This window comes from Herbiconiux liukaitaii, assembly GCF_041927495.1.
Lineage (GTDB): Bacteria > Actinomycetota > Actinomycetes > Actinomycetales > Microbacteriaceae > Herbiconiux > Herbiconiux liukaitaii.
The window spans coordinates 540,088-552,911 of the sequence record NZ_JBHFHG010000002.1; the positions used below are offsets into that span (position 1 = coordinate 540,088).

The 12,824-nt window shown below is 70.1% G+C and carries 11 protein-coding genes; 1 reads left to right on the top strand and 10 read right to left on the bottom strand.

Features of this window, described 5'->3' with window-relative positions; translation table 11 throughout:
• Window positions 1-2 precede the first annotated feature (2 nt).
• From gmk to pyrR, 8 genes are read right to left on the bottom strand one after another with little or no spacing between them, the layout of a single operon-like run.
• Window positions 3-917, bottom strand: a complete 915-nt coding sequence (gmk, locus tag ACEXQC_RS03095) for a guanylate kinase (protein ID WP_374818245.1) — start codon at window positions 915-917, stop codon at window positions 3-5.
• Entirely contained in the window at window positions 914-1,762 is an 849-nt protein-coding gene (gene pyrF / locus ACEXQC_RS03100) for an orotidine-5'-phosphate decarboxylase (RefSeq protein WP_374818248.1), read from the bottom strand. The genes gmk and pyrF overlap by 4 nt, the downstream gene beginning before the upstream one ends.
• Window positions 1,759-5,046 (bottom strand): carbamoyl-phosphate synthase large subunit, encoded by a 3,288-nt coding sequence (carB, locus tag ACEXQC_RS03105; protein WP_374818251.1) that lies wholly within the window; start codon window positions 5,044-5,046, stop codon window positions 1,759-1,761. The genes pyrF and carB overlap by 4 nt, the downstream gene beginning before the upstream one ends.
• The gene (gene carA, locus ACEXQC_RS03110) at window positions 5,046-6,212 is read right to left on the bottom strand and encodes a glutamine-hydrolyzing carbamoyl-phosphate synthase small subunit (protein ID WP_374818857.1); all 1,167 of its coding nucleotides are present in this window, start codon (window positions 6,210-6,212) and stop codon (window positions 5,046-5,048) included. Before carA ends, carB begins: the two co-directional genes overlap by 1 nt.
• The gene (locus ACEXQC_RS03115) at window positions 6,212-6,736 is read right to left on the bottom strand and encodes a PH-like domain-containing protein (RefSeq protein ID WP_374818254.1); all 525 of its coding nucleotides are present in this window, start codon (window positions 6,734-6,736) and stop codon (window positions 6,212-6,214) included. Before ACEXQC_RS03115 ends, carA begins: the two co-directional genes overlap by 1 nt.
• A complete protein-coding gene (locus ACEXQC_RS03120; protein WP_374818256.1) occupies window positions 6,736-8,073 on the bottom strand; it encodes a dihydroorotase in 1,338 nt (445 codons plus the stop codon). The genes ACEXQC_RS03115 and ACEXQC_RS03120 overlap by 1 nt, the downstream gene beginning before the upstream one ends.
• Window positions 8,070-9,026, bottom strand: coding sequence for an aspartate carbamoyltransferase catalytic subunit (locus ACEXQC_RS03125; protein WP_374818258.1), 957 nt, complete (start codon window positions 9,024-9,026; stop codon window positions 8,070-8,072). Before ACEXQC_RS03125 ends, ACEXQC_RS03120 begins: the two co-directional genes overlap by 4 nt.
• Complete coding sequence (gene pyrR / locus ACEXQC_RS03130; protein WP_374818260.1) at window positions 9,023-9,574, bottom strand: bifunctional pyr operon transcriptional regulator/uracil phosphoribosyltransferase PyrR; 552 nt, start codon at window positions 9,572-9,574, stop codon at window positions 9,023-9,025. The genes ACEXQC_RS03125 and pyrR overlap by 4 nt, the downstream gene beginning before the upstream one ends.
• Window positions 9,575-9,795: 221 nt before the next feature.
• Between pyrR and ACEXQC_RS03135 the strand changes: the two genes are divergently transcribed.
• Complete coding sequence (locus ACEXQC_RS03135) at window positions 9,796-11,757, top strand: choice-of-anchor I family protein (RefSeq protein ID WP_374818262.1); 1,962 nt, start codon at window positions 9,796-9,798, stop codon at window positions 11,755-11,757.
• A gap of 78 nt (window positions 11,758-11,835) precedes the next feature.
• Here the strand turns inward: ACEXQC_RS03135 and nusB are convergent, their stop codons facing one another.
• On the bottom strand, window positions 11,836-12,246 hold the full coding sequence (gene nusB / locus ACEXQC_RS03140; RefSeq protein WP_374818264.1) for a transcription antitermination factor NusB: 411 nt from the start codon (window positions 12,244-12,246) through the stop codon (window positions 11,836-11,838).
• A 9-nt stretch (window positions 12,247-12,255) separates the two neighbouring features.
• A complete protein-coding gene (gene efp, locus ACEXQC_RS03145) occupies window positions 12,256-12,816 on the bottom strand; it encodes an elongation factor P (RefSeq protein ID WP_374818266.1) in 561 nt (186 codons plus the stop codon).
• Window positions 12,817-12,824: the final 8 nt, after the last annotated feature.

Genomic DNA, 12,824 nt, shown 5'->3' on the forward strand with positions numbered 1-12,824 from the left:
GTTCACTCCTTGCTGCGAAGGTCAGTTGCCTTCCGAATCTGCATCAATTCTACGACCTCCGCCGCGGCGGCCTCGACATCGCTGTTCACGACACGGTGATCGAACTCGTCCTGGGCCGCCAGTTCGACCTTCGCGGTGGTGAGTCTGCGCTCCTGCTCCTCGAGCGATTCGGTGCCGCGGCCGATGAGCCTGCGCACAAGTTCGTCCCAGGTGGGAGGCAGGAGGAACACCAGCACGGCCTCCGGCATGGCCGCCTTCACCTGGCGGGCGCCCTGGATGTCGATCTCGAGCAGCACGCTGCGCCCGGAGGCCAGCGCCTCGTCGATGGGCGGCCGGGGTGTGCCGTAGCGCGAGCGGTTGTGCACCACGGCCCACTCGAGGAACTCGCCGTTCTCGACCATGCTGTCGAAGTGCTCGTCGTCGAGGAAGTAGTAGCTCACGCCGTCGACCTCGCCGGGGCGGGGGGCCCTCGTGGTGGCCGAGACGGAGAGGCAGACCTCGGGGTAGTTCTCCCTGATGTAGGTCGAGACCGTGCCCTTGCCCACGGCCGTGGGCCCGGCGAGCACCACGAGCCGGGTCTCGCCCGGGCGCTCCACCTGGGGTGCGCGCTGCTCGAGGTACTCCCGCAGACGCTCCTGCTGGTGCACGCCGAGGCCGGCGAGCTTCTTGGTGGGGGCGATCTCGAGGCGCTCCATGACGCGTTCCACACGCACGGGGCCGAGACCGGGGATGCTCTGCAGCAGATCGCGCACCCGCATGGTGGCCTCGACGCTCTCGGTGCTGCGGAGGGCGTTGTCGAGCACGGCCACGGCGCTCAGGCGGCGCTCGGAGACGGCGCGCTTGACGGCGGCACGCGCCCGGCGGGCGGCGACGGCGGCGCGGGAGGCCGCGGCGCGGTCGACCTCGGGCGGGTTCACGCGATCACCTCCGCGAGGGAGTCGGCATCGGCGCGGATGGCGTCGGCGAGGCCCGCCGCACCGTGCTGCAGCAGCGAGCGTGAGACGCTCACCACCACGTCCGGGGCGAGGGGCCCGAAGACGTGCGGCAGAGCCGAGTACTCGGCCCCCTGGAAGCCGAAGCCCGGTGCGAGCACCGGGGTGGTCGACAGATCGCGCAGGGTGTCGGCGCCGAAGCCGTAGTCGTCGAGCCGCTTGGTGGCGCCGAGCACGAGACCGAAGTCGCCGAGGCGTGTGCGGTCGGTGTTGGCGGCGGCCACCTCGTCCGCCACGAGGCGGGAGACGCTCGCCCCTGCGCTCGTGCGGGCCGTCTGCAGGGCGCGCGACTCCGGGTTGGAGGTCGCGCTCAGCACGAACACGCCCTTGTCGGCCGAGGAGGCCGACTCGAAGAGCCCCGAGAGTGCGCCCACCCCGGTGAACGCCGTCACCGTGAGGGCGTCGACCTCGAGCGGCGATCCCGGCGTCAGCCACGCGGCCGCGTAGCCGTCGTTCGTGGAGCCGATGTCGCCGCGCTTGGCGTCGCCGATCACGAGCAGTCCCGCCGCACGGGCCGCGGCGAGCACGTCCTCGAGCGCCTGGAACCCCGCCGATCCGTAGGCCTCGAAGAACGCCACCTGCGGCTTCACGATGCCGGCCCGCCCCGAGGCGGCGACCGCCTCGACCACCGCGAGACCGAACGATCGCGCCCCGGCGGCATCGGTGGGCAGCGCCCACTCCCCGAGGAGGTACGGGTGCGGATCGATGCCCACGCACAGATGGCCGTGCGTGCCGAACACGGCGTCGAGCCGCGATCCGAACGCGGTCATCCGCGCGCGCTCCTGGCCAGGGCGTACTCCTGAAGCGAGGTCACCTCGAAGCCGTCCTTGAGGGCGTCGAACGACGCGACCGCTGCTCCGAGCTGCGCGATCGTGGTGAACAGCGGCTTGTCGGCCGCCACTGCGGCGGCGCGGATCTCGTAGCCGTCCACTCGCGCCGAACGACCGCTCGGCGTGTTGATCACCATGTCGACCTTGCCGTCGTTGATGAGGTCGACGATGGTCTCGCCCTGATCCTCACGGCCCTCCGAGTACTTCGCCACGATGCGGGCGTGGATGCCGTTGCGGTTGAGCACCTCGGCGGTGCCGCCCGTGGCCAGGATCTCGAAGCCGAGCTGCTGCAGGCGCAGCACGGGCAGCACGATGGCGCGCTTGTCGCGATCCGAGACCGAGACGAACACCGTGCCCGAGGTGGGCATGCCGCCGTACGCGGCCTCCTGGCTCTTGGCGAACGCGCGCGGGAAGTCGCGGTCGATGCCCATGACCTCGCCCGTGGAGCGCATCTCCGGGCCGAGCACCGAGTCGACGATGAGACCCTCCTTGGTGCGGAACCGCTTGAACGGCAGCACGGCCTCCTTGACGGCCACGGGAGAGTCGAGCGGCACGACAGAGCCGTCCTGTGCCGGCAGCATGCCCTCCTCCTTGAGCGAGGCGATCGTGGCGCCCACCATGAGCCGCGAGGCCGCCTTGGCGAGCGGGATGCCGAGGGCCTTCGAGACGAAGGGCACCGTGCGGGAGGCGCGCGGGTTGGCCTCGAGCACGTAGAGGATGCCGGCGCCGATGGCGAACTGCACGTTGAGCAGCCCCTGCACGCCGATGCCCTGGGCGATGAGGAGGGTCGCCTCGCGCACGCGGTCGATCTGGTCGCGACCGAGCGTCACGGGCGGCAGCGAGCAGCTCGAGTCGCCGGAGTGGATGCCGGCCTCCTCGAGGTGCTCCATGATGCCGCCGATGTAGAGCTCGTGACCGTCGTAGAGCGCGTCGACGTCGATCTCGATCGCGTCGTCGAGGAAGCGGTCGACGAGCAGCGGGTTGGACTGGCCCACCATGCCCTGGCCGGCGATCCGCTCGAAGTAGTCCGCGAGCGAGGGGCTGTCGTAGACGATCTCCATGCCGCGGCCGCCCAGCACGTAGGAGGGGCGCACGAGCACGGGGAAGCCGATCTCCTCGGCCACCGCCACGGCCGACTCGTAGTCGGTGGCCGTGCCGTTCTTCGGGGCGAGCAGCCCGGCGGCGTCGAGGATGCCGGAGAACAGGCCCCGCTCCTCGGCGAGGTCGATCGCCGACGGGGTGGTGCCGAGGATGGGCACGCCCGCCTCCTCGAGGCCCTTCGCGAGCCCGAGCGCGGTCTGGCCGCCGAGCTGCACGACGACGCCCACGAGCTCACCCGACTGCTGCTCGGCGTGGATGACCTCGAGCACGTCCTCGAGCGTGAGCGGCTCGAAGTAGAGCCGGTCGCTCGTGTCGTAATCGGTGGAGACCGTCTCGGGGTTGCAGTTGATCATGATGGTCTCGAAGCCGGCGGCCGAGAGCGCGTACGAGGCGTGAACGCACGAGTAGTCGAACTCCACGCCCTGCCCGATGCGGTTGGGGCCAGAGCCGAGGATGACGACCTTGCGGCGGTCCGACGGCGTGATCTCGGTCTCGAGGTCGTAGCTCGAGTAGTGGTACGGCGTGAGCGCCGGGAACTCCCCCGCGCACGTGTCGACGGTCTTGTAGACGGGGCGGATGCCGAGGATGTGCCGCACCTCGCGCACCTCCTTCTCGCCGAAGCCGCGCAGGGTGGCGATCTGGGCATCCGAGAAGCCGTGCTGCTTGGCGAGGGTGAACATGGCGTGGTCGGCGTTCTCCGACGCGGCGATGGCGTCGGCGACCTCGTTGATGAGCACGATCTGGTCGATGAACCACGGGTCGATCTTGGTGGCCTCGAAGACCTCCTCGGTGGTGGCGCCTGCACGCAGGGCCTGCTGCACCGTGATGATGCGGCCGTCGGTGGGCACGGCGGCGATGGCGAGCAGCTCATCCTTGTCGCCGGGCTCGCCCTCCCAGTGGAACGAGGATCCGCGCTTCTCGAGCGAGCGCAGCGCTTTCTGCAGCGCCTGCGAGTAGTTGCGGCCGATCGCCATGGCCTCGCCCACCGACTTCATGGTGGTGGTGAGGGTCGGGTCGGCGGCCGGGAACTTCTCGAACGCGAAGCGGGGCACCTTCACCACGACGTAGTCGAGCGTCGGCTCGAAGGATGCGGGGGTCACCTTGGTGATGTCGTTCGGGATCTCGTCGAGCCGGTAGCCGATGGCGAGCTTCGCCGCGATCTTGGCGATCGGGAAGCCCGTGGCCTTGGAGGCGAGAGCGCTCGAGCGGGAGACGCGCGGGTTCATCTCGATCACGATGATGCGGCCGTTCGACGGGTCGACGGCGAACTGGATGTTGCAGCCGCCCGTGTCGACGCCCACGGCGCGGATGATGTCGATGCCGATGTCGCGGAGCTTCTGGTACTCGCGGTCGGTCAGCGTGAGCGCCGGTGCCACCGTGATGGAGTCGCCCGTGTGCACACCCACGGGGTCGACGTTCTCGATGGAGCAGACCACGACCGTGTTGTCGGCCGTGTCGCGCATGAGCTCGAGCTCGTACTCCTTCCAGCCGAGGATCGACTCCTCGAGGAGCACCTCGGTGGTGGGGCTCTGGTGCAGCCCGTCGCCCACGATGCGGCGGAGCTCGTTCTCGTCGTAGGCGAAGCCCGAGCCGAGCCCGCCCATGGTGAACGAGGGGCGTACCACGAGCGGGTAGCCGAGGTCCTCGGCGTAGCCGACGGCCTCCTCCACCGTGTGCGCGATGTAGGAGCGGGCCACGTCGGCGCCGCAGTCGAGCACGAGCTGCTTGAAGATCTGGCGGTCCTCGCCCTTGTTGATCGCCTCGAAGTTCGCGCCGATGAGCTCGACGTCGTACTTCTCGAGGATGCCGTGCTCGTGCAGCTGGATGGCGGCGTTGAGCGCGGTCTGACCGCCCAGGGTGGGCAGGATCGCATCCGGCTTCTCCTTGGCGATGATCGACTCGATGACCTGCCAGGTGATGGGCTCCACGTAGGTGGCATCGGCGAAGTCGGGGTCGGTCATGATCGTGGCCGGGTTGGAGTTCACGAGGATGACGCGCACGCCCTCCTCGCGGAGCACGCGGCAGGCCTGCGTTCCCGAGTAGTCGAACTCCACGGCCTGACCGATCACGATCGGGCCGGAGCCGATGACGAGAACACTCTTGATGTCGTCTCTCTTGGGCATTACTGGTCGTCTCCTTCAGAGAGGGCAGCGGTCGCGGTGCTCTTCTTGGCGAGGATCATCTCGCGGAACCGGTCGAACAGGTACATGGAGTCGTGCGGGCCTGCGGCGGCCTCGGGGTGGTACTGCACGGAGAAGGCGTCGAGGTCGAGGCAGCGGATGCCCTCCACCACGTCGTCGTTGAGGCTCACGTGGCTCACCTCCACGCGGCCGAAGCCGGCGGGAGAATCCACGATGCCCTCGCGGGGCGCGTCGACCGCGAAGCCGTGGTTCTGGCTCGTGATCTCGACCCGGCCCGTGAGCTTGTCGAGCACGGGCTGGTTGATGCCGCGGTGGCCGAAGGGCAGCTTGTAGGTGCCGAAGCCCAGGGCGCGGCCGAGCAGCTGGTTGCCGAAGCAGATGCCGAAGTACGGCACACCGTCGCGCAGCAGCTCCTGCAGCAGCTCCACGTGGGTCTCGGAGGCCTCTGGGTCGCCAGGACCGTTGGAGTAGAACAGCGAGTCGGGCGCGAGGGCCCGCACCTCGTCGGCCGTGACCGACTCGGGCAGCACCTCCACGTCGAAGCCGCGCTCGGCGAGGTAGTTGAGGGTCGAGGTCTTCACACCGAGGTCGAGCACCGCCACGGAGCCGATGCGCTCGCCGACGGCCGCCACCTGGTAGCGCTCGGCGGTCGAGACCACGGTCGAGAGCTTCTGCCCCGCCATGCCGGCCCCGGCGCGCACGGCGTTGAGCTGCTCGGTGGGGTTGAGCTCGTAGTCGGCGCCCGAGAAGATGCCCGCGCGCATGGCGCCGAGCGAGCGCAGGTGGCGCGTGACGGCACGGGTGTCGATGCCCGAGATGCCCACCACGCCGTCGGCCACGAGGTCGTCGTCGAGGGAGCGCTGGGCGCGGAAGTTGGAGACGACGCGCGAGGGGTCGCGCACGACGTAGCCGGCGACCCAGATCTTCGACGACTCCTTGTCGGTGTCGTTGACTCCGGTGTTGCCGATGTGCGGAGCCGTCTGCAGCACGATCTGGCCGGCGTAGGAGGGATCCGTGAGGGTCTCCTGGTAGCCCGTCATGCCGGTGGCGAAGACGGCCTCTCCGAGGGTGCGGCCGCGCGTGCCGTAGGCACGCCCCTCGTAGCGTCGTCCGTCTTCCAGCACGAGTACGGCGGGGTCGGTGGTGATCACGACGAGGGTCCTTCCTGTTGCGGGATGATCGAGTTGGTGGCGTCGATCAGTGTGGTCGTGTCGCCCAGTCGGGTCGCGCGGAGGTAGCTCTCGACGTCGACGGGGCCGGTGGTGGAGTCGTAGGTCCAGTCCAGGCGCACGAGGCCCCCGGTCTCGACGGCGCGGTCGATGGCCCAGGTGGAGGTGCCGATCGAGCGGATGCGCGCCGCGGGGATGAAGGTCTCCGGCTCGCCGGGGATGGCGATCGCCACGCCCGTGCCGAACACCGAGGCCGTGCCGCGGCCGCGGAACGCGAGGCCGGGGATGGTGAGCCGCTCGAGCGGCTGCCCCGCGAGCGTGGTGGCCACGTAGAGCACGGCGCTCTGCACGAGCTCGGCACCGCGCTCGGCCGGAGAGCCGCCTGCGGGGTTCACGAAGGCGGCCTGGCGCCTCTTCCTGCCGCGCCAGGCGAGCACCATCGAGAGCAGCACGAGCAGGCCGAACGTGATGGCGATCGCGCCCCAGAGGATCCTGGTGTCCATCAGAACCCGCCTCCCGCCGTCTCGTCGACGGGAGCCAGCTCGCCGTCGCGGAGGGTGGCGTAGCCGTGGAGGAAGGTCCAGCGCACGGACCCCGAGAGCGTCACGCCCTCGTAAGGGGTGTTGACGCTCCGCCCGTGCAGGCGGTCGAGGGAGAACACGCTGCTCGCCGAGGGGTCGACGAGCGTGATGTTGGCGGGGGCGCCGACCTCGAAGCCGTGGCTGTGGTCGTCGAGCCGGCCGATCCGCGCGGGAGCGGTGGAGAGCACGCGGGCGACATCCGCCCAGTCGAGCAGTCCGGTGTCGACGAGGGCCGTCTGCACCACGGGCAGGGCGCTCTCGAGCCCCACCATGCCGAACGCGGCCGCATCCCACTCGCTCTCCTTCGCCTCGCGCGGGTGCGGGGCGTGGTCGGTCGCGACGATGTCGATGGTGCCGTCGGCCACGCCCTCGCGGAGCGCCTGCACGTCCTCGTCGCGACGGAGCGGCGGGTTCACCTTGTAGCGAGCGTCGTAGCTGCGGATGAGCTCCTCGGTGAGCAGCAGGTGGTGCGGGGTGGCCTCGGCGGTCACGGCGATGCCGCGGGCCTTCGCCCAGCGCACCACGTCGACCGATCCGGCGGTGGAGAGGTGGCAGATGTGCAGCCGGGCGCCCACGTGCTCGGCGAGCAGCACGTCGCGGGCGATGATCGACTCCTCCGCCACGGCGGGCCAGCCCTTGAGGCCGAGCTCGGAGCTCAGCGCGCCCTCGTTCATCTGCGCGTTCTCGGTGAGCCGCGGATCCTGCGCGTGCTGCGCGATGACGCCGTCGAAGGTCTTGACGTACTCGAGCGCGCGGCGCATGAGCAGCGAGTCGTGCACGCACTTGCCGTCGTCGGAGAACACCCGCACACCGGCGCGCGACTGGGCCATCGCGCCGATCTCGCTGAGCCGCTCCCCGGCGAGCCCCACGGTCACGGCGCCGATGGGGCGCACGGTGGCGTAGCCGGCGGCGCGCCCGAGGGCCTGCACCTGCTCCACCACGCCCGCGGTGTCGGCCACCGGCTGGGTGTTGGCCATGGCGAAGACCGCCGTGAAACCGCCCGCGGCGGCGGCGCGGGTTCCCGTGAGCACCGTCTCGCTCTGCTCGAAACCGGGCTCGCGGAGGTGCGTGTGCAGGTCGACGAGGCCGGGCAGGGCCACGAGGCCGTCGGCGTCGACCACCACGGTGTCGGCGGCGGGGGCGGTGCCCGTGGCGGTCGAGACGATGCGGCCGTTCTCCACGGCCACGTCGGCGATCCGGCCGTCCGGCAGCTGCGCGCCCTTCAGCAGGTACCGGGTCTCCCGGGCTCCGTGGTTCACTGCAGTGCCTCTCGTTCGCCGGACAGCAGGAGGTAGAGCACTGCCATTCGGATGGACACCCCGTTCGCGACCTGTTCGAGCACGGTCGACTGCGCGGAATCGGCCGCGGCGGCCGAGATCTCGAGGCCGCGGTTCATCGGTCCGGGGTGCATCACCATCGTATCCGGGCCGAGGGCCGCCATCCGCTCGTCGTCGAGGCCCCACTGGCGGGCGTACTCGCGGGCGTTCGGGAAGTAGGCGGCGTTCATGCGCTCGCTCTGGATGCGCAGCATCATGAGCACGTCGGGTCGCGCGCCGCGGAGCGTCTCGTCGAGGTCGAAGCTCACCGCGGCGGGCCACGCGTCGACCCCGAAGGGCACGAGTGTGGCGGGGGCCACGAAGGTCACCTCGGCGCCGAGCGTGCGCAGCAGCCACAGGTTCGAGCGGGCCACACGCGAGTGCAGGATGTCTCCCACGATCACCACGCGCACGCCGTCGAGGTCCCGGCCCCGGCTCGCACCGGGGTGCAGGCGCCGCCGCATGGTGAAGGCGTCGAGCAGGGCCTGGGTGGGGTGCTCGTGCGTGCCGTCGCCCGCGTTCACCACGCCGGCGTCGATCCAGTCGCTCTGCGCGAGCACCTGCGGGGCGCCGGAGGCGTGGTGGCGGATGACGACGCCGTCGGCCCCCATGGCGGCGAGGGTCTGCGCCGTGTCCTTGAGGCTCTCGCCCTTCGACACGCTCGAGCCCTTGGCGGAGAAGGTGATGACGTCGGCCGAGAGCCGCTTGGCGGCCGCCTCGAACGAGATGCGGGTGCGGGTTGAGTCCTCGAAGAAGAGGTTCACGACCGTCTTGCCGCGCAGGGTGGGGAGCTTCTTCACCTCGCGCGTCTGCACGTCGGCCATGTCCTCGGCCACGTCGAGGATGCGGATGGCGTCGTCGCGCGACAGGTCCTTCGTCGAGAGCAGGTGCCTCATGCGCTCGCGCCCCCTTCGATGCTCACGTCGTCGGCGCCGTCGATCTCGTCGAGGCGCACGTTGATGCGCTCCTCCCGGGAGCTCGGCAGGTTCTTGCCCACGAAGTCGGCACGGATGGGCAGCTCGCGGTGGCCGCGGTCCACGAGCACCGCGAGTCGCACGGCGCGGGGGCGGCCGAGGGCGTTGAGCGCGTCGAGGGCGGCGCGGATGGTGCGGCCCGAGTAGAGCACGTCGTCGACGAGCACCACGGTGGCGCCGTCGATGCCGCGGCGGGGCACCTGGGTGGGGGCGGGGGTGCGCGTGGGGTGACGTGCGAGGTCGTCGCGGTACATCGTGATGTCGAGCGAGCCGACGAGATCGGCGGGGCTCGCAGCCGAGGGCTCTATGCGGCCGATCTCGGCGCCGATCCGCTGAGCGAGCACGACACCCCTCGTGGGGATGCCGAGAAGCACCAGATCGTCGGCTCCCCGGTTGGACTCCAGGATCTCGTGGGAGATCCGAGTCAACGCCCGGGCTATGTCAGCCTGCTGCAGCACTGTGCGCTTCACGCAGCCGACCTCCTTTCCCGTCTCTCGTACGGCCTTTAAAGGATGTCCATGTCTTACGTCCTCGACTCTACCAGCCGAGGGGAGCCGCGCCGTCTCGTCGGCGTCTGCGACGCAGGCCGCGTTCAGGTGCCGCGTTCACGGCCGGGACATCCGGGCGCCACGGGCCGTTCACCTGCGTGTAGTCGGCTGGATGCCATCCCCCCTTCGATCTGAGGAGAACCATGCCCCGACGTCCCACCCTCGCCGTGCTCAGCACGTGCGCCGGTGCCGCCCTGCTGGCCGGAGCCGCTTTCGGCGCCGCCGCCGTGGCGCAGGCCGCCCCCGTGGCCGACCCCATCTCGTTCAGCGCCGAGGATGCCCGCCTCGCCCTGAGCCCCCTCTCCGGCTACGAGACGGGTGTGTTCGATGAGAGCGCCGCCGAGATCGTGCAGTTCCACGCGGGCACCGACCGCGCCTTCGTGGTGAACGCCCAGGCCGGTGTCGCCCAGGTGCTCGACTACTCCGACGCCACGGCGCCCGAGTACCTCTTCGATCTCGCCACGGCCGGCGTCGTCGCCGCCGACGGCTCCGTCATCCCCGCCGAGGCGGTCGCCAACTCCGTGGCCGTGCGCGCCGACGGTCTCGTGGCCCTCGCCGTGGAGAACGACCCCAAGACCGACGACGGCTGGGTCGTGTTCTTCGACGCCGCAGGCACCGGCACCGCGCTCGGCGCCGTGCGCGCCGGTGCGCTCCCGGACATGGTGACGTTCTCGCCCGACGGCACCACCGCCCTCGTGGCGAACGAGGGCGAGCCGGCCGAGGACTACTCGGTCGACCCCGAGGGCACGATCTCGGTCATCGCGATCCCCTCCACCCTCACCGCCCCGCTTCAGGCGGCCGTGCGCACGGCCGACTTCAGCGCCTTCGAGGCCGGCGGCACCATGACGCTGCCCGAGGGTGTGCGCATCTACGGCGGCATCGACGGATCCGCCTCCCCCGTGTCGGAGAACCTCGAGCCCGAGTACATCACGGTCTCCCCCGACGGACTCACCGCCTACGTCTCCATCCAGGAGGCCAACGCCATCGGCGTCATCGACATCGCCTCGGCGACCATCGCCGCGGTCAACGCCCTCGGCACGCAGGACCACTCGGTCATCGCCATGGACGCCTCGGATCGCGACGACGCGGTGAACATCACGACCTGGCCCGTGCAGGGCTTCTACCAGCCGGATGCCATCGGCAGCTTCGACGCCGACGGCGAGACCTACGTGGTCTCGGCCAACGAGGGCGACAGCCGCGACTGGGAGGGCTTCTCCGAGGTCGCGCGCGTCAAGGACCTCGGTGACGACGGACTCGCACCGGTGTGCGCTTCGCTCGAGTCTTTCGTGACCGACGAGCAGCTCGGCCGCCTCAACATCACCACCGCGAACGGCCTCGACGAGACCGCCGGCTGCTACTCGGAGCTCTACTCCTACGGCTCGCGGTCGTTCTCGATCTGGTCGGCCGACGGCACCCAGGTCTTCGACTCCGGCTCGGACTTCGAGCAGATCACGGCGGAGGCGCTGCCAGAGGGCGTGTTCAACTCGAGCCACACCGACGTCGCCTTCGACAACCGCAGCGACGACAAGGGCCCTGAGCCCGAGGGTCTCGCCCTCGGCACGATCGACGAGCGCACGTACGCGTTCATCGGCTTCGAGCGCGTGGGCGGCGTGATCGTCTACGACATCACCGACCCGACCGACGCCTCGTTCGTGACCTACGTCAACAACCGCGACTTCTCGGTGATCGACCCCTCCGAGTCCACCGAGGCCCTCTCGGCCTCCGGTGACCTCGGCCCCGAGGGCCTCGACTTCGTGTCGGCCGCCGACTCCCCCACCGGTGAGCCCATGCTGCTCGTCGGCAATGAGGTCTCGGGCACCACCACCGCCTTCGGCATCGAGGTCGCCGAGGAGCCCGTGATCACGCCGACGCCCACGCCCACCGTGGAGCCGACCCCCACCGCTGAGCCGACTCCCACGCCCACCGGTGTGCCGTCGCCCACGTCGACCGCGATCGCGCCGGCGCCGCCCACCTCGAAGCCGGGCGCCGACGGCTCCCTGGCCTCCACGGGCGCCGATCCCCTCCCGGGCGTGGCCGCAGTAGCAGCCCTCTTCACAGCGGGCATCGCCACCCTGGCCTTCACCCGCCGCCGCCGCACCGCGTAGCGGTTCGGAAACGCGAACGTCCCGCCCACCAGCCCTCATGGGGTTCGGTGGGCGGGACGTTCGCGTTTCAGAACTGAACTACACCTGCTGGGCGACTCTAGCGAGCACGCCGTTGACGAAACCGGCCGAGTCGTCGGTCGAGAGCGTCTTCGCGGCCTCTACGGCCTCATCGATGGCCACACCCGAGGGCACCTCGTCGTTGTAGAGGATCTCCCAGATGGCGATACGCAGCAGGGCACGATCGATCGTGGGCATGCGCGCGATGGTCCAGCCCTGCGCGTACGTCTCGATCGTCTCGTCGATCTCGGAGAAGTGATCGACCACGCCGTCGACGATCTCACGGGCGTAGAGCCACGAGGTCTGCCGGTCGGGCTCCCCGGCCGCGCGGCCCGCCTCGGCGGCGAGCGACTCGGCAATGGGGATCTGCCGCACGTCGGCGGCAAAGAGGATGTCGAGGGCGCGCTTGCGCGCCTTCGTGCGTGAGCTCAACGACTCGCCCTAGTTGACGCGGCCGAGGTAGTCACCCGTGCGGGTGTCGACCTTGACCTTGGTGCCGATCTCGAGGAACAGGGGCACCTGGATCTCGTAGCCGGTCTCGACGGTCGCGTTCTTCGTGCCGCCGGTCGAGCGGTCGCCCTGGAGGCCCGGCTCGGTGTAGGTGATCTCGAGCACGACGGAGGCCGGGAGCTCCACGTAGAGCGGCTCGCCGTCGGTGAGCGCGATCGTGGCCATCTGCTGCTCGAGCAGGAAGTTCGACGACTCGCCCACGATGGCACCGGGGATGGTGATCTGGTCGTAGTCGGTGGTGTCCATGAAGACGAAGTCGTCGCCGTCCTTGTACAGGTACTGGAAGTCGCGACGGTCGACATTGGCCGTCTCGATCTTGGCGCCCGCGTTGAAGGTGCGGTCGACGAGCTTGCCGGTGCGCACGTTCTTGATCTTGGTGCGCACGAACGCGCCGCCCTTGCCCGGCTTGACGTGCTGGAACTCGATGACGTTCCAGAGCTGACCGTCGATGTCGAGCACGGTGCCGTTCTTGATGTCGTTCGTTGAAGCCATGAAAGAGG